Source organism: Phaeodactylibacter luteus (genome assembly GCF_007993045.1).
Classification (GTDB): domain Bacteria; phylum Bacteroidota; class Bacteroidia; order Chitinophagales; family Saprospiraceae; genus Phaeodactylibacter; species Phaeodactylibacter luteus.
On sequence record NZ_VOOR01000028.1, the window covers coordinates 1 to 17,147 of the forward strand.

Annotated in this window: 10 protein-coding genes; 5 read left to right on the forward strand and 5 right to left on the reverse strand. The window is 54.9% G+C overall.

Annotated elements, in window-relative coordinates; translation table 11 throughout:
* Positions 1 to 62 precede the first annotated feature (62 nt).
* Both FRY97_RS13470 and FRY97_RS13475 read left to right on the forward strand, forming a co-directional pair.
* Positions 63 to 689 (forward strand): transposase, encoded by a 627-nt coding sequence (locus tag FRY97_RS13470; RefSeq protein WP_147168071.1) that lies wholly within the window; start codon positions 63 to 65, stop codon positions 687 to 689.
* Positions 686 to 1,039 (forward strand): hypothetical protein, encoded by a 354-nt coding sequence (locus FRY97_RS13475; RefSeq protein ID WP_147168072.1) that lies wholly within the window; start codon positions 686 to 688, stop codon positions 1,037 to 1,039. Before FRY97_RS13470 ends, FRY97_RS13475 begins: the two co-directional genes overlap by 4 nt.
* Positions 1,040 to 1,776: 737 nt before the next feature.
* Here FRY97_RS13475 and FRY97_RS13480 read toward each other — a convergent pair.
* The 3 genes from FRY97_RS13480 to FRY97_RS13490 form a co-directional block, all read right to left on the reverse strand.
* Positions 1,777 to 4,017 carry a DUF5682 family protein gene (locus tag FRY97_RS13480; protein WP_147168073.1) on the reverse strand — a complete coding sequence of 747 codons (2,241 nt, stop codon included), beginning with the start codon at positions 4,015 to 4,017 and terminating at the stop codon, positions 1,777 to 1,779.
* Positions 4,018 to 4,029: 12 nt separating this feature from the next.
* Positions 4,030 to 5,115, reverse strand: coding sequence for an ATP-binding protein (locus FRY97_RS13485; RefSeq protein WP_147168074.1), 1,086 nt, complete (start codon positions 5,113 to 5,115; stop codon positions 4,030 to 4,032).
* Positions 5,116 to 5,204: 89 nt separating this feature from the next.
* Positions 5,205 to 6,719 carry a DUF5691 domain-containing protein gene (locus tag FRY97_RS13490; RefSeq protein WP_147168075.1) on the reverse strand — a complete coding sequence of 505 codons (1,515 nt, stop codon included), beginning with the start codon at positions 6,717 to 6,719 and terminating at the stop codon, positions 5,205 to 5,207.
* A 365-nt stretch (positions 6,720 to 7,084) separates the two neighbouring features.
* Between FRY97_RS13490 and atpD the strand changes: the two genes are divergently transcribed.
* Both atpD and FRY97_RS13500 read left to right on the forward strand, forming a co-directional pair.
* Complete coding sequence (atpD, locus tag FRY97_RS13495) at positions 7,085 to 8,602, forward strand: F0F1 ATP synthase subunit beta (RefSeq protein WP_147168076.1); 1,518 nt, start codon at positions 7,085 to 7,087, stop codon at positions 8,600 to 8,602.
* Positions 8,603 to 8,748: 146 nt separating this feature from the next.
* On the forward strand, positions 8,749 to 9,051 hold the full coding sequence (locus FRY97_RS13500; protein WP_147168077.1) for a F0F1 ATP synthase subunit epsilon: 303 nt from the start codon (positions 8,749 to 8,751) through the stop codon (positions 9,049 to 9,051).
* A gap of 211 nt (positions 9,052 to 9,262) precedes the next feature.
* Here FRY97_RS13500 and FRY97_RS13505 read toward each other — a convergent pair whose 3' ends face one another.
* Both FRY97_RS13505 and FRY97_RS13510 read right to left on the reverse strand, forming a co-directional pair.
* The gene (locus FRY97_RS13505; protein WP_170254639.1) at positions 9,263 to 10,045 is read right to left on the reverse strand and encodes an anti-sigma factor; all 783 of its coding nucleotides are present in this window, start codon (positions 10,043 to 10,045) and stop codon (positions 9,263 to 9,265) included.
* Positions 10,035 to 10,646: an RNA polymerase sigma factor gene (locus FRY97_RS13510; RefSeq protein ID WP_147168079.1), complete on the reverse strand. Its 612-nt coding sequence runs from the start codon at positions 10,644 to 10,646 to the stop codon at positions 10,035 to 10,037. Before FRY97_RS13510 ends, FRY97_RS13505 begins: the two co-directional genes overlap by 11 nt.
* 493 nt (positions 10,647 to 11,139) lie before the next feature.
* Between FRY97_RS13510 and FRY97_RS13515 the strand changes: the two genes are divergently transcribed.
* A complete protein-coding gene (locus FRY97_RS13515) occupies positions 11,140 to 16,857 on the forward strand; it encodes a CHRD domain-containing protein (RefSeq protein WP_147168080.1) in 5,718 nt (1,905 codons plus the stop codon).
* Positions 16,858 to 17,147 lie beyond the last annotated feature (290 nt).

The following is a 17,147-nucleotide window of genomic DNA, read 5'->3' on the forward strand; positions in this document are numbered from 1 at the left end:
TTCTTATAATGCCAAATCCTCGTGCGCGCGCGAACTTGGCAATTCTTGATACATAAGGTATAATGGATAAATTCAACAACAAATACCGTATTCCTTCCGCCCGTGCCCCGTTTTGGGATTATGGGTGGAATGCCGCGTATTTTGTGACAATATGTACCCAAAACCGGGAATGTTGGTTTGGGGATGTGGTTGACGGGGAAATGGTGTTGAACGACATCGGAAAAATTGCCAACGATTGTTGGTTGGAAATACCAAAACATTTTCCATTCGTGAAATTGGAAAATTATGTCATTATGCCCAATCACGTGCATGGTATTGTGGTTATTGATAAACCTGGTGGACGCAACGATGGACGCAACGATGGACGCAACGTAGAGACGCAAAATTTTGCGTCTCTACCCAACGCGTCACCCAACGCGTCACCCAACGCGTCACCCAACGCGGATATACCATCGGAATCGGATAATCCCAAAAACAAATTCGGCCCCCAATCCAAAAATTTGGCATCCATCATTCGTGGTTTTAAAATTGGTGTTACCAAAAATGCCCGCCAAATTAATCCTGATTTTGCCTGGCAATCCCGTTATCACGACCACATCATCCGCAATGATACATCCTACCAAACCATATCGGAATACATCATTAATAATCCAATGAAATGGCAGCAGGATAAATTTTACAAGGTATGACCCGTACCACCGAACATAGCATAGAGGATTTTGCCATCAAACTGTTGCAGCATTTGGGCTATGAATACATCTATGCACCAAGTATTGCCCCATTCCCCTCCGATGGAGGGGTGCCCGAAGGGCGGGGTGGTTCAGACCAACGCTCTTCTTACGAAGAAATTCTGCTCACCAATCGCATGGCAGAAGCTGTGCGCAGAGTCAACCCGACCGTGCCACCTGCTGCACAAGAAGAAGCCATCAAAGAAATTCAGCGTATCCATTCGCCAGAACTATTGACCAGCAATCCTCGTTCCTGCGGTTGCAAAGAGCTTTCACTCCAACGCGAACGAAATAAAAAAATGCAATTTTGATCAGAGAAGACCCGAAAACCTGAGTTTAGCCAAGTTCCGCTTTTATGTACAAAAGCGGGAAGGATTTTCGGGGCGAAGTATAAGCGAAAAAGTGTCCCGCTGTCTAGCGGGACAGACCGATTTCTGAAGTCCTAACACGCTCTTACATCCCATTGGCTGAAGACCAACGGGTTTTACGCTCCGCCATATAAAAAAGGCTATGCTAAGGACAGCATAGCCGAACAATCATAGGGCTACAGTATAGGATATCTTGAATAGCCTGTTTCGAAGCAGGCATTGGGCGTTTTCAAGGGGTTAGGGCTGCGGGCGTGAACCAAAATGCCACAGGCGTTTAGGCTTTCCGGGCTTTAGCTTGGCATTGGCCTAGCGCTGCGAAGGGGCGGCAGGCCCGGCAGGGCCGAGCGGATAGCGAGCCCCGAAGCATAGCGGCACCTGCCTGCTGGCAGGGGCAGGCCCCTATCCTTGCGGAGGGGGCAGACCCCCAAAAAACGGCAATCTGGTTTGTGCCCTGCGATGCTGTCTGCAAAAAAACAACCAAGATTGTGCCGGGCGGCACAATCCTGGCTCTCAAAAAGCGACTTTAAATTGCAGGAAAGATTAGCATCTTAAAATAACAGCAAGTAATCTACAGGCGTATTGTTTAGGCGGCGCAGCTCGTTTGCCTTGCCCCCTTTTGAATACGCTACAAATGTCTTAGTTAGGGCTTAACTGCAGGTAAAACGGAAGTTAAATTCCGATTAATCCTGAAGGCCGAGCAGGAGTTTTAAGGTAGGGAAGACAGCCTTAGCCCGTTGTTGGTCGATTGCAGGCTCTTGTTGAGCAGAGGCTCCGCCTTCCGCTTTTTGGCTGGTACGGGCCAGGGCGAGCAGTTTTTCCCGCTCAGGAGGCGAGAAATTGGCGAATGCCCGGCGGAGCAAGGGGAGGGTAGCTTCGAAATGATGGCTTTCCTGGTCCGCAACCCACTCGTCCAGGATATCCCATAGCTCGGGCAGGTGGAGCAGCAGTAGGGCACTGCCGTAGAGGAAGCCTTCCAGCCAAAGCGCAGCATCTTCTGCCAAAGGGGCGTAGGACAAAGCATAGCGCATGCGGGTGGCCGCCCCGCCCGGCCCAATGCCGCCTTTATCGTAGCGGATGCGGGTGCACAGACCTTGGAGCAGAGGATGAGCAGGCTCGGCATCTGCTACTTGCTGTAGCGCTTCTGACCAATGCTCGGTGAGCGCTTCCTGGTCGAGCAGGCTTATGGCGTTGTTGTTCAGGAGGATGAGCTGCTGCCACTGACGTGCGGCCTCCTCCTCTATATGCAGGAGGGCTCCGGGCAGGCCAATGCATATCCTGGGCACAAGCTCGTTCACCAGCTGTGCTACGGCAGAGGTGTCCGTCTGCCGGGCATCCCCATAGCGTTGTATGTCTGTCAGTACAGGCAGGGCCCGCATAAGCGCTTCGGTATCTTTGCTAAGCGCAGAAGCTTCTGCTATCCGCCCGACCAGCCCAGGGAAAGTGCTGATGGTGCCGCAGAGCAGGGCGGTCTGTGCAAGCCTGACCAGTTCGTTCAGTTCCCGGCTTTCGCTGGCCTGCTTTAGTAGGTATTGCCCAACGGCGCCTACCACGGTATTCCCCCACATGCCGGCTTGTATCAGGCGGATGATGTACTCCGGCTGCCATTCGAGCTGCCAGCTTTCGCTAAAGCTGCCCAAGCGGTTCGTCTCTTCTTCGAGCAGGCTGCCCCAAGGGATATTCAGGGCCCGGAGCTGGTGCAACAAGTAAGAAGCCTCGAGGTTGGTGGGTTTGCGCAGGTCTAGTGTTTTGTGGCCTGCCTCGCCAGCTTTGTAAAAGCGGGCCAAGCGTGCGGCTTTCACTCTGCGCTCAAGATCTTTTTGCAATGGGATTTGAGGGATGGCATCGGGCACATCGCCTACTTCTTCCCCGATAACCAGCTTTTGGCGTATGAGGTGGAGCACTTCAACCTGGCCGTGGCCAAAAACGGAAAGTGCTGCTGCTTCCATCTCTGCAATTCCGGGCAGCGGCTGCTGGCTCAAGCTAGAAAGCGCATAGGCCAGCCGTGTGGCATCTACTGCCTGAGCTGCACTGGCATCAAAACCCTCTGCTCTGAGCAAGCCTGCGGCTTTGGCCATCCAATGCTGTACGAGCGCTTCCCGTTGGTGGAAAAGGAGGTTGTAGTAAGCTGGAGATACGACCCCTGCCCGGTATCCGCTTTGGAAGGCCAGGCGCTCTGCCGTCCAAGGGATCCAAGTGGCCTGCGTCTTGACTTTTTTCCGTCCCTTGAGCAGGGCGTTATCATCTTTAGCCTTAAACCGGTCGAGGTAGTGGAGGGCGGGGCTGTGCCAAGCACCGCAAACCACGGCTATGTTCTTATACCCCTCTTTGATGGCTTTGCGCAGCACTTTGCGCATGAATGCCTCCCGGAGGAGGTTGTGCGGGTTCTCCCGCCGTTGCAGTTCATCCCGGAATGCCGTGTTCATTTGTAGGATAGCTGCAAAAACATCGGCCTCGTGCTCAGGCTGCTCGAAGGTCGCTTCCCACCACCGCTCGCTGTCTTCATACCCTGCAAGCTGGGCCATATAGCCCATAGGGTCTTTGATTTCAGGGGCTTCCTCGGGCGGCCCTGGCAGCCCAAGGGACAGCTGCCTGCTTTCCTCCCCTTCTTCTGCAAACTGCATAGCCATCGGCAGGTCCATAAAGTGAACGGGGATTTGGCGCTCCAGCCCGAAAACAGCAGCCTGCCATTCTGGGGAGAAACGGGCAAAAGGGAGGTAGGCTGCCTGCCCCGGATCTTTGGTGTTGTACACGAGCACAGCCACGGGAGGTTTGAGCTCCGGATGGTTGAAATAAGGCAAGACGCCTTCAGTATCCTGTGGGGCTTCGATCAGGATACAATCGGGCGGGTGGTGTGCGAGCGCCTTTCGGAGGCTTCTTGCGGAGCCTGGCCCGTGGTGGCGTATGCCATATACCTTAAACATGGGGTGCTACAGTTATGAGGTGAGGAGGCCGCGGCTGGCGTCGTACAAATCGGCCCAGCCTTTCCTGCTTTTGATGACCGTTTCGAGGTATTCTTCCCAAGCTGCCCGGTCCTGTACAGGGTCTTTGACGACGGCCCCTAGCAAGCTGCCGGCAATATCAGCGGCTTTGACGACCCCATCTCCAAAATGTACCGCCAATGCTTGCCCGCTGTGGATGACCGAAATGGCCTCTGCGGTGCTGAGGGTGCTGCCCGGCGCTTTGAGCTTTTGCCGCCCGTCTTCGGTCTTGCCCGAGCGCAGCTCGCGGAAGATGGTGACGAGCCGTTGTATTTCCTCAAGCGGGGCAGCTTGCGGGGGCAGCTCGAGGCTGCTGCCCAGCTGTGCTACCCTATTGCGGACGATGGCCACCTCCTCTTCCAAAGTTTCCGGAAGGGGCATCGCTACGGTATTGAACCGGCGGCGCAAGGCGCTGGACAGCTCGTTAATCCCCCGGTCGCGGTCATTTGCGGTAGCGATCAGGTTGAAGCCTTTAACTGCACGGGCTTCTGTGTTCAGCTCCGGCACGGGCAGCACCTTTTCAGACAAAATGGTGATCAGGGCATCCTGCACATCGCTGGGGATGCGGGTGAGCTCTTCCACACGGGCGATGCTCCCTTCCTGCATGGCCGTCATGACCGGGCTAGGGACCAAGGCATTGGCTGTTGGGCCTTCTGCCAGCAGCCGGGCATAATTCCAGCCATAGCGCAGGGCTTCTTCTGGCATGCCTGCGGTACCTTGCACCAGCCGCTTAGAGTTGCCGCTTATGGCTGCGGCAAGGTGCTCGGATACCCAGGTTTTGGCTGTGCCCGGTATGCCAGTGAGCAGCAAGGCCCGGTCGGTGGCCAGTGTGGCCACAGCAATCTCAATGAGGCGGCGTTTGCCGAAATATTTTGGGGAAACCTCTGTGCCATCGGGCAGGGTAGCCCCCATGAGGTAGTCCACTACCGCCCAAGGGGAGAGCTGCCAGTTGGCAGGGCGGGGGCGGCTGTCTTGCTCTTTTAAGGCTTTCAGCTCTTCAGCGAAAGCGTCTTCCGCCTGTAGCCGTATATTTTCTTCCATAGTTTGCATTCAGTTTAGGGAGGGCGCTTGCCCTCCAAGGGTAAAGCTAATCTGCCTGTACCGGCAGGGCAAACAACCAATGGGATATTTTACCGGTTTCTGGCTTCCTCCGCTATGGCCTGTCTTAGGTCCCGCCGGAAAGCGAGCGTTCTCATTAGCTGCTCAACGTCTTTTTCCCACTGCCCCCAGACCGGTGAGCGCTGCGGCCAGCCTTTTTCCAATTGGGGCAGGATGGAAGGAGAGGCTTTTTGCGCAGCTACTTGCAGCAGCCGTTTGTAATGCCAAAGGTTCCAGTAGAATGCTTTAGCTCCGCCGATCCATTCCCTCAGCCCGCCGACGATGCTAAGGGCCACATCGTCTTCCCAGGTGTGCGTGCCAAGGCTGAGCAGATGGGCGATGAAGCTTTGCTCTTCCAAAGAGCCGCTTTGGCCGCTGAGGTGCTGCCGGGCGATAGCATTAGCTGCCGGGCTGGGCAGGGCTTCCATCAGTTGCTTCCCCAGTGCGCTCGCCCATTTCTCCGCTTGGCCAGTGCGCCACCAATGCCTGAGCAGTGCTTCTATCCAAGTGTGGTCTTGGTGGAGCAGGGCCGCGTTGGCGATGGCATCGGTCAGTACTTTTTGCCGGTTGCTTTGCGTGAATAGCCTTACGGACTTGACCGTATCTGTTTTGAAATGGGCTTCCCAGAAAGCAGGCCTTACCTTGCTGATGGCCTCAAATGCCCAGGCGGTGCCCTTGCCGCCGGGATATTTTCCTGTTTTTCCGGTTTGGAGCCCCCAGTTTTTTAAATCGTCATCAGGGGCGGCGGGCGGCAGGAGCGACAAACCTGCTGGCCCGGCAGCTGAGAGGTACTGCACGCTGGCACGCTGCAGGGCTTCCTGTACGGCTGAGCCGGGGATCTGCGCAAGCAAGGCTGCCGCTTTTTGCCGGACCTCCTTCCTCGTATCCCCCAAAGCTGCTGTCAGGAAGGGCTCATCTTGGCCTCCCAATTGGATGTCGAAAGCCTCTAGTGCTTGTTTTTTCTCCATAAAGCCGAGGCTGTCCCAGCGCTCAGATAGATAGTCCAAGGCGTTTTGGGGCGCTTCCCAGCGGTACCGCCTCAGCACGGCAGGGAGGGGCGCATTTGCGCCCGGGGCCGATTCGGCTATCGCCTGCCAGTCAGGGTTTTGGAGGAGCAGCCTATGGGCAAAGGGGGGCATGGCCTGCCGCAGCCCGGCCCAAAAAGTAGGGGCTTTTACCGCCATGTGGAAAAGCTGTGGCCAGTATTCAGGGGGGGGCGGCAGCTTGTGCTCTTGGCAAAGCGCAATAAACTCGGGCAGCAGCTGCCGGTAGTTGCCTTTGAAGATGTGAGGGAACAGCCGCTGCAGCCTTGGGGGATACCGGTGGTGCTGTATGTCCTCAGGCTGGCTTTCCGCAGGCGGCACCTTTGAGTAGGGGAAGCCTGCCTGCCTCAGCTGATGGTAGAGGGCCAAGGCTTCCAACAGCAGCTGTTCTGCGGGCTGTTGAGTGTTGACCCCAACCTGCTCCAAGGCTTTGATGGCTTGCGGCGGCAATTGCCCGCGGCTGGTGCCGAGCAACAAGAGTTTACTGATCGCTTCCCAAATCATGAAAGCAAGATACAAGTTTAGCTGCATACCGGCAATGGGCTGGGCTACAGCCAAGCCAAAGCTTTGGCGAGGAAAACAGCGAAAAAAGTGCGGGCCCGGATTGTTGGTCCTTCCTATGAGACAGCGTTAACTTTTCCTGCTGTGGCAGGCAAGGCGAAATAAAATGCGGAAGGGGTTGCCGGGCGGGGGATAAAAGTTGGCGGCGGCAGTTGTTGAGCTAGAACCCTCTGAAAGTCAAGGGGCATAAAAAATAGCTTTTGGATCAGGTTAGATGTTCATTTCGCTTTTGATTATCAACCCAAAAGCCTAAATTTGTGCCGATTTTTAAGAATCCGTTCGTTTTCATTTTAAATAAATGCACTGATATGGCAAACATCGGTCATGTAAAACAAGTTATCGGCCCTGTAGTGGACGTAAGCTTCTCTGCTGAAGGCTCGAAACTCCCTGAAATTAACAACGCCCTTGAGGTGAAGCGCCCAAATGGCGATGTGCTCGTGCTCGAGGTACAGCGCCACCTTGGCGAGGATAGTGTCCGTGCTATTGCGATGGACGCAACAGACGGCCTGGTCCGCGGCATGGAAGCTGTGGATACTGGCCAAGCCATCGCTATGCCTGTAGGCGCAGCTATCAAAGGCCGCCTATTCAACGTAGTAGGGACGCCGATCGATGGTATTGGTGCAATCGAGAATGCAGAAGGCTCTTACCCCATCCACCGTAAGCCGCCTGCATACGAAGACCTTTCTGTTGAAAAGGAAGTACTTTACACAGGTATCAAGGTAATTGACTTGATCGAGCCTTACCTGAAGGGTGGCAAGATTGGCCTCTTCGGTGGTGCGGGCGTAGGTAAAACCGTACTGATCCAAGAGCTGATCAACAACATCGCAAAGGGGTACGATGGTATCTCTGTATTTGCAGGTGTGGGTGAGCGTACCCGTGAGGGGAATGACCTGATGCGCGAAATGCTCGAGGCGGGCATTATCAAGTACGGTGACCACTTCATGGAGTCTATGGAGAATGGCGGCTGGGACCTCAGCGCTGTGAACCTCAAAGAGCTTGAAGACTCTAAGGCCACCTTCGTATTCGGGCAGATGAACGAGCCTCCTGGCGCACGTGCACGGGTAGCTTTGTCTGGGCTTACTATCGCAGAATACTTCCGTGATGGTGACCTGAAAGACCCAATGGGCGGCCGTGATATCCTGTTCTTTATCGATAACATCTTCCGCTTTACGCAGGCGGGCTCTGAGGTATCCGCCCTTCTAGGCCGTATGCCTTCAGCGGTGGGTTATCAGCCTACCCTTGCTACTGAGATGGGATTGATGCAGGAGCGCATTACCTCGACCAAGCGCGGTTCGATCACTTCCGTACAAGCGGTTTATGTGCCTGCGGATGACTTGACAGACCCTGCCCCTGCAACTACTTTTGCCCACCTTGATGCTACAACCGTACTGAGCCGTAAGATTGCCTCTTTGGGCATCTACCCAGCTGTAGACCCACTGGATTCTACTTCCCGTATCCTTGACCCAGCTATTATTGGCGAAGTACACTACGGCACTGCTCAGCGGGTGAAAAACATCCTGCAGCGCTACAACGAGCTTCAGGACATTATCGCTATCCTTGGTATGGAAGAGCTTTCTGACGAGGACAAGCAGGTGGTACACCGTGCCCGCCGTGTGCAGCGTTTCCTTTCTCAGCCATTCCACGTCGCAGAACAGTTCACTGGCCTGCCAGGTGTTTTGGTGCCAATAGAGGAGACTATCCGCGGCTTCAACATGATCATCGATGGGGAGGTAGACCAATACCCCGAAGCAGCCTTCAACCTGAAGGGCTCAATCGACGATGTGATCGAGGCAGGCGAAAAGATGCTCAAAGAAATCGAAGCTTAAGCCATTTCCAGGGCTACTGCTCTTGATCAGGCTTAAAAGTAGAGTGGGCTGGCTGCTTTTGAAAAGGCAGTCAGCCCCTTCGCACCAAACATTTTACCCGCCTGCTGAGGCCAAACTGCACAGGCAGGCTCCAATTGCTGAGAATTATGAACATTACCGTTCTGACTCCAGACCAGGAAATTTTCCGTGGCGCCATCACTTCTGTAAAAGTGCCGGGCACACAGGGCGAGTTCCAAGTCCTGAAAAACCACGCTCCTATTGTTTCTTCTCTAGAGGAAGGCAAGATCACGCTGGTAACGCAAGCCGGCGAGTTCCGCTTTTTCAATGAAGAAACGGGCAGTGTGGAGAATAGCAGTGAAGCAGGGCGCGCTGTGACGTATCACATCAAAGGGGGCTTTATCGAAGCCCTTGATAATGAGGTATCTCTTCTAGTGACCGGCTTAGTCTAAGCTGTACAGGGCAATGCCCTGAAAATCAGACTTTGTTTTTTCGTTTGCCATAGCGAAATCAGTGTTAATATACAAGCGCGCAATCTGGGGCTTCACCCGGGTTGCGCGCTTTCTGTTGTATGATGGTATCAAATGAAAAAGGCAGTGCCCCCTTATTTTTTGATGGGGCACTGCCTTTTATGTGGGCACAGGGCTGTGCCTATGATGAAGTTTAAGAGACGTTGCCGACAACGTACATTTGATCGAGGGTTGGCACTTGGCTTCCGCCCCGTGGCTCTAGCGTTACTGCAAACGCCTGTGCATTTGGTACGAAAGGCACTTCCTGTACCCCATCCAAGCCTGCCTGCACTTCGAAAACGCCCATATCTACCGGCTGGCCGTCAACGATGGCCCAAAGCTGATACTGTTTGTCAGTAGGGGGCTCGGGCAGAGAGCCAATATTTAGATAAGACCGGCTGTTAGCTACATTATAAAACACGGCGGCAATCGCTGTGGGCGAAAGGTCTGTACCCTCCATATAAATGGTCCGGGTATCTGGGTTGCTGAGGAAGCTGTTCTCTTCCTGTAAGCGCTCAACTTCGGCTGCCGTGCTGTCACAGGAGCTTTGCAGCCTGTCAAGCTCAGTGCCGAGGCTCGCAATAGCCTGGCTCTGCGCGGCATTTTCATTGCTAGAAAGGTACCAACCGGCAGCACTGCCCAGAAAGAGTGCCGCAGCCGCGACAAAAGCCCAGAGCGGTACGGTTTTTCCTCCACTGCCAGATGAACTACCCTGCGTATCCAGAGTTTGAAGAATGGTAGAGAGCACACCCGGAGGAGGCGTTTTGCCGTGCAGAAGGGCATACTCCTGCAAAGCTTCTTCGATGGCATCAATCTCCTGACGTATTTCTGGATATTGTGAGGCATAGCGCTCCACCTCCTCTACCTCTTGGGTAGAAAGTTTGCCCAGCACGTATTGCTCAAGAATGCCAGATGCTATGTATGATTTAGGATCCAAAATATCGCTTTGCTGTTTCGAACAAGGTTAAAAAAATAGCCGCAAGGAAGCCCTCATTGCCGAGGGTTTCTCTCAACAACTGAATCGCCTTGCGAGATCGTGACTTGACCGTGCCAAGGGGGATGTCAAGTGCTTCGCTCGCTTCCTTTTGGGTGTAATCTTGGAAATAGAGAAGTTCGATAAGAATCCGGCTTTTACCGTCCATTTGGTTGATCACCTTCTGGAGGCCGGGGTCGGATGTTTTTAACTCTTCGCTCAGTGTATTGCTGTTATATACGGAATCTGGGATGGTTTCGGTTCGATTCCCTTTTTTAAATTGAGAAGAGCGGATCTTGTCGATAGCGAGGTTGCGGCATATCCGCACCATCCAAGTAAAGAGCCGCCCTTTTGCAGCATCGTACTTGGGGAAGTTTTCCCATATTTTGAGAAAACAGTCCTGCAAGGTTTCTTCTGCAATTTCATCGGATTGGACAATGCGGAGTATGATGTTGTACAGGGCAGGGGAATAATGCTCGTACAGTAACGTAATCCCCCGTTGGTTTTGGGCACTCAGCAGCCTGATCACCTCCTCGTCTACCGGAGTCTTTTTTAGGTTTGGCATATTTTAATCGTCGTCTCGAGATACTTCATTCTCTGGTGGAAAGTTCATTTGGATGCAAGGAGCAAAAGTTTAGTTGGGAAGGAAAATTGTTGGTTGAATGTTGTTCGAAGCACACAAGCTCTTCGAACATAAAAATACCCTTTTCGTTTTAGCGCATAGCGGGCAATTTCTGATTACATACCAAATTACAAAAAAAGAGCCGGTTTTCCTGTCAGCTGGGCAATCCGTTTTCCCAAGCAACTACGTAAATATCTGTCGAAAGCTCATTGGTCGATAACATCGAGCTGCCTCCAAACAAAAAACAATTAGCCCCGGATAAGCTGGCTTTCTTTCCAGCTTCTCTTCCGCTCTCTCCACTGCTTCCGGGGGATTCACACGATGGACATGCAATATAAGGCTGCCCCTTGGCATCCTGTGGACGCCAAATGGCTATCACTCAGCCTTTTGAATTGGACTAATTTTTTGACTAGTTAAACTAACACATTTCAAATTTATGCAATTAACCAGACACTTTCTGATTTTGGCCCTAGTAGGTTTGCTGTTGCCTGCACAGGCGCAGACCCTGTTCAAGGGGTTTCTCAATGGGCGTAGCGAAGCCCAGCCCGTGGCCACACAAGCCTTCGGTGAGGTCGATGCGGTACTCAATGGCAACGAGCTTGTCGTTACGGGCAGTTTTTCTGGGCTCGAAGGGGAGTTCGATGCTAACGTTGCCGGCGGCGCTCACCTCCACTTGGGCTATGCTGGGGAAAACGGCCCTGTATCTATAGTCCTGACCCCCACATTGAGCACAGACCTCAAGGCGGGGACGTTTGAAGCTGGCGACAATACATTTATGCTCGATGCAGCTCAGCTTTCAGCCCTGAACGAGCGGCGGATGTACGTAAATATCCACACTACCCTCCATCCCGGGGGAGAGATCCGTGGGCAGTTATTGCCCGATGCCGATGCCCTGTACTATATCACCCTCTCCGGCAGCAATGAAGTGCCTGCCGTGGTTTCTGGCGGCAGCGGTGCCCTTGCGCTGGAAGTGGATGGAGATCAGCTTACTGTCACCGGCTCCTTTGCGGGCCTTGATGGCGATTTTGATGCGACAATTGGCGGCGGAGCCCATCTGCACCTCGGTCTTCCGGGCGAAAACGGGCCGGTATCTGTCCCTATCAACGCGACCACGCCAGCTGGCCTGAAAAGTGGCGTTTTTGCTTTAGCTGATAATACCTTCACCCTTACAGAGGAGCAGCTCACAGCATTGGCCAACCGGATGATGTACGCAAACATCCATACCACTGCAGTGCCTAGCGGCGAGCTGCGCGGGCAGGCCGCCTCAGCTGCAGCCTCCAATGTGTTCCGTGCTCACTTGTCTGGCGCCAATGAGGTGCCTGCTGTCACTTCTTACGCTGCGGGTGTCGTACACGCAGAGGTGATTGGGGACAGCCTGGTGGCTTATGGTGCTTTCACAGGGCTGGAAAGCCCGGTAGATACAGATATTGCTGGGGGCGCGCACCTGCATTTGGGAATGGCTGGCACGAATGGCCCGGTCGCATTTTTGCTGGCTAGCGAAATGAGCATGGACATGCAGTCCGGTGCTTTTATGGCAGAGGCAAACGGCTTTGTCATGACCGGGGAGCAGCGTGAACAGCTTTACGGCCGTGGCATCTATGTCAATATCCACACCTTGGGCAATCAGGGGGGCGAGCTGCGCGGTCAGCTGCTGCCAGAGGCACAAGCTGTGCTTACTGGCGTCCTTGGCGGCGGTTTCGAAGCACCGCCCATCAATACTCGCGCCAATGGCACGGTAAAGGCGGAGCTGAGGGGCAATATGCTAACGGTATCGGGCTCGTTCAGCGGGCTGAGCAGTATGGTAGATGTCAGCATCCTCGGTGGTGCTCATTTGCACCTCGGGCTGGCTGGCAGCAATGGCCCTGTTGCTTTCCCGCTGGCGATTGATTTTTCAGGCGGCATGACTTCCGGTATGTTCCGGGCAGCAGAAAATACCTTCATGCTTTCTTCCGATCAGGTAGCGGCAGTGCTGAGCCGTGGCTACTACGTCAACATTCATACCCTCAACTTCGGGGGAGGAGAATTGCGCGGGCAGCTGCTTCAGGAAGCCCGCTACTATATGAATGCGGTGCTTTCCGGCACAAGCGAGGTGCCGGCAGTACGCACGCCAGCTTTTGGGCAGCTGCTTATGGAAGTAGAGTCCGACTCTGTCGTCTCGACCGGCTCCTTCGCCGGACTGCAGTCCATGTTCGATGTTAACATCGCTGGCGGCGCTCATTTGCACGATGGGCTTGCTGGGCAGAATGGCCCCATTTTTGCCCTGTTGAATACGGATGTGGACGCGGATGGCACGAGCGGTGCATACCGTGCTGAGGGCAATACCCTGCCAACCACCGAGGAGCTGCGCATGAAGCTCCGCAGCAGAGCGCTCTATGTGAACATCCACACTACGGGTGCCCCATCCGGAGAGCTGCGAGGGCAGACCTTGCCTTTTTCAACGGCTTACTTCACCACATCCCTTGATGCTTTCAATGAGGTGCCGGTGGCTTCAAGCGGAGCAGTCGGAGGCCTTAAGCTGGAGCTTAATGGCGATCAGCTGACCGTATCCGGTGCTTTTAGCGGCATGCAGGGGGCATTTGATACCAACATCGCAGGCGGTGCCCACCTTCATTTGGCCCCTGCCGGGGAAAACGGAGGCGTGGATCTGCTCCTCAGCGCAACGCTTGGCGCTAACGATACTGCTGGCATCTTCGCTGCAGCAGAAAACACCTTTACCCTAGAGCCCGGCCAAATCTTAGACTTGGAAGCTGGGAATTATTATGCCAACCTCCATACTACTGCTTTCCCGGGAGGTGAGCTGCGCGGGCAGATATTGAGGGAAATCAACTTTTTCCCTTCGGATGAGGCGGTGATCAATTTCCCGCCCGATGGTGCTAGCCTGACCCTCGAAGGTGGCGCGACCACAACCTTCGCAGCCGTTTGGGAAGCTGCATCCGACAATAGCCCGCTGGCTTATGTATGGGAAGTGGCCCTGGATGAGGATTTTGAAAACATCGTGTTCCAAGCCAATACAGGGGCAGATACGGCTTTCACTGCCGATTTCCAAGCTATAGACGGGCTGCTGGAAAGCCTTGGCGTGGCTGTTGGGCAAGAGGTTGCTATCTACCACCGTGCTGTAGCAACGGATGGGGCGGTAGCTACCCCAGGGCCTGGCGCACGGGTTAACCTGACCCGTGGGGAAATCCTCGACGATCTTTTCGAGTCCACCCTTACCGGCCACAACGAAGCCCTTCCAATTGCGACTACCGCAACGGGCTTTGTTTCTGCCTCCCTTTCCGGGAACGAACTTACTGTATCCGGTGCTTTCGAAGGGCTGAGCAGCCCGTTGGCTACAGAAATCGTAGGAGGGGCCCATCTTCACTTGGGGTTTGCAGGCCAGAATGGCCCGGTACTTTACCCTTTGAATGTGACCCTTTCAGCAGACTCCCTTAGCGGTGCTTTCTTGGCTGAAGATAATGTATTTGAAATCTCAGATGAGGAAGCTGCACAGCTGCGCGGGCGTCAGGTGTACGTCAATATCCACTCTGGCAATTTCCAGGGCGGAGAATTGCGCGGGCAGCTGGTGCCAGTTGCTGAGGAAACATACACCATGTCGCTGTTCGGCAGCAACGAAGTGCCGAGTATCGTATCGTCTGGTGCAGGGGCACTGGTATTGGATATCTCAGGAGGAGAGCTGACCGTGACGGGCTCCTTTGCGGGCTTAGATGGCGATTTTGACGCCAATATTGCAGGAGGTGCCCACTTGCACGTTGGCTTAGCTGGGCAGAACGGAGGCATTGAGCTGCCGCTGACTGCAGATTTAGCAGGAGACCTGAAAAGCGGGGTGTTCCGTGCGGCGGACAACACCTTTGAACTGACCACAGAGCAGGAGATGCTGCTGGCCAACCGGGCATTGTATGCCAATATCCACACCACTGCAGTGCCTTCCGGAGAGCTGCGCGGGCAGCTCGTGGGCGAGCCGCTTGCAGTATACCGAGCCCATCTTTCGGGCAGCAATGAAGTACCTGTTGTGACTACGATGGCCGGCGGCGCAGTCGTTGCCGAGCTGATGGATGATTCCACCCTGGTTGTCTCCGGCAGCTTTGCAGGTTTGGAAAGCCCCCTCAATGTCGGCCTCGCTGGCGGTGCGCACATCCACCTCGGCCTGCCGGGCACCAATGGCGATATTGAGCTCATCCTCAACATTACTGCTGATGGGGACACCGGCGGGCGCTTCCTTCCGGAAAATAATACGTTCACCATCACGCCAGAACAGCGCATGGCGCTAATGAGCCGGGCATGGTACGTCAATATCCACTCGACAGACAATGCGCCCGGCGAAATCCGTGGGCAATTGATGCTGGAAAGCCAAGCGGTATTCACAGGTTTCCTCTCCGGTATATTTGAAGTGCCGGAAGCAGCGACAAGCGGGCTAGGTGCGGTACAGGCAGAGCTTTCTGGCACCCGCCTGACAGTAGCAGGCTCCTTTAACGGGCTCGGCACTCCCGTGGCGGTAGATATTGCTGGCGGCGCTCACATCCACCAAGGGCTGGCTGGTGCTACCGGCGGCATCGTGGTGCCCCTAGCGCTTGATCTGTACGAGGACGAACTCGGTGCAGACTTCCAGGCCATGCCAAATACCTTTACCCTGACCACAGAGCAGGTGGACCTGATGAAGAGCCGTGGGCTTTATGTCAATATCCACAGTGAAGGCATCCAAACTGGGGAGCTTCGGGCACAGATATTGCCTGAAGCCAGGACGTACTTCTATGCGCCCCTTAGCGGAGCTAGCGAGGTGCCTGCTGCCAACACCCCTGCAGATGGTGCTGTGGCGCTCGAAGTGAACCCTGGCCGTGCAGTAGCCTCCGGGACCTTCAACGGGCTTAGCAGTATGCTCAATACGGATATTGCTGGCGGCGCCCACATCCACTTGGGCTACGCTGGCCAAAATGGGCCTGTTGTCAACCTGTTGGCATCAGCAACCAACGAACCGGGCACCGATGGCACATTCAGCGCAGCTGCTAATACCTTTATGGTGTCAGAGGGCTGGGTGGATACCCTGCGTATGCGGCGCTACTATGTGAACGTGCACTCTGCAGATTTCGCCCCGGGCGAGGTCCGCGGGCAGCTTCTGCCTTTGGCTACAGCCTATTTCACCAACAGCCTCGCTGGCTTCAATGAAGTGCAGCCGGCTACTACTCCAGCCACAGGTGCTGTCAAAGCAGAACTGACCGGCAATATGCTCGTGCTTTCTGGTGGCTTCTCTGGACTGACCGGCGAGTTTGATGAAATGGTGGCCGGTGGCGCTCACCTTCACATCGGCGGCCCGGGCGAAAATGGCGGGGTGGACATCACCCTGGTGCCTACCTTGGATGCAGATGAGCTCGGCGGTGCTTTTGAGCCCATGAACAACGCTTTCATGTTGACAGCTGACCAGGCTGCCAACTTGCGGGGCGGAAGCTACTATGTCAATATCCATACCACGACTTTCCCGAGCGGTGAGCTGCGCGGGCAGGTCCTGCCGGAAATCAACCGTTTCCCATCTGACGAAGCCCTGATTACGTCACCTGCCGATGGGGCAGAACTGACTATAGAAGGTGATCCTGAAACACCTTTCGCTGCAACTTGGTCGGCGGCAACAGACCGTGATGAAATTGCATATGTATGGCAGTTGGCAGCAGATGAAGACTTCCAGGCTATCTTGGTAGAGCAAAATGTAGGCAGCGAGCTGACTTTTGAAACGACCTTCGGCGTTGTTGATCAGCTCTTGGAAGGTGCCGGTTTAGCGGTAGGGGAGTCAATCACCCTTTACCATCGTGCGGTCGCTTCAGATGGCAGTGTAGCTACACCGGGAGCTTTCGCAACCGTAGTGCTTGCCCGTGGAATGATTGTCAATACCTTGGATTTGTCTGGGCTGGGGCTCAGCCTTAAGGCTTACCCAACTGTGGCCCATGGGCAGGTAACGGTAGAGCTGGGCAGCAGCCAAAGCTTTTCGAGCCAGCTGATGATTGCCGATGCCAATGGCCGTATGCTGGAAGTGCGCCCGGTAGATGTATCTGCCGGTACCGTGACCGAACAGCTTGATGTGGCACAGTGGGCTGCTGGCACCTACTTCATACAGTGGGTAGTCGATGGGCAGCTTGCGGGCAGCAGCCGTTTCATAGTGGCGCGGTAAGAGCAAGCTTCTGCGGTCGCAAACCAGATTGTCGTTTTTTTTGGGGGGGCCTGCCCCTGCCCGATGGCAGGTGCCGCTATGCTCCGGGGCTCGCTGCCCGCTCGGCCCTGTCGGGCTTGCCACCCCTGCGCAGCGCTAGGCCAATGGCAGGCTAAAGCCCGGAAAGCATTAACACCTGCGGCATTTTGGTTCACGCCCGCTTCTGCCTGTTTAATTGCGTGGCGGGCAGATCAAGAGCGTGTTGGGACTTTAGCAATCGGTCTGTCCCGCTAGACAGCGGGACACTAGTT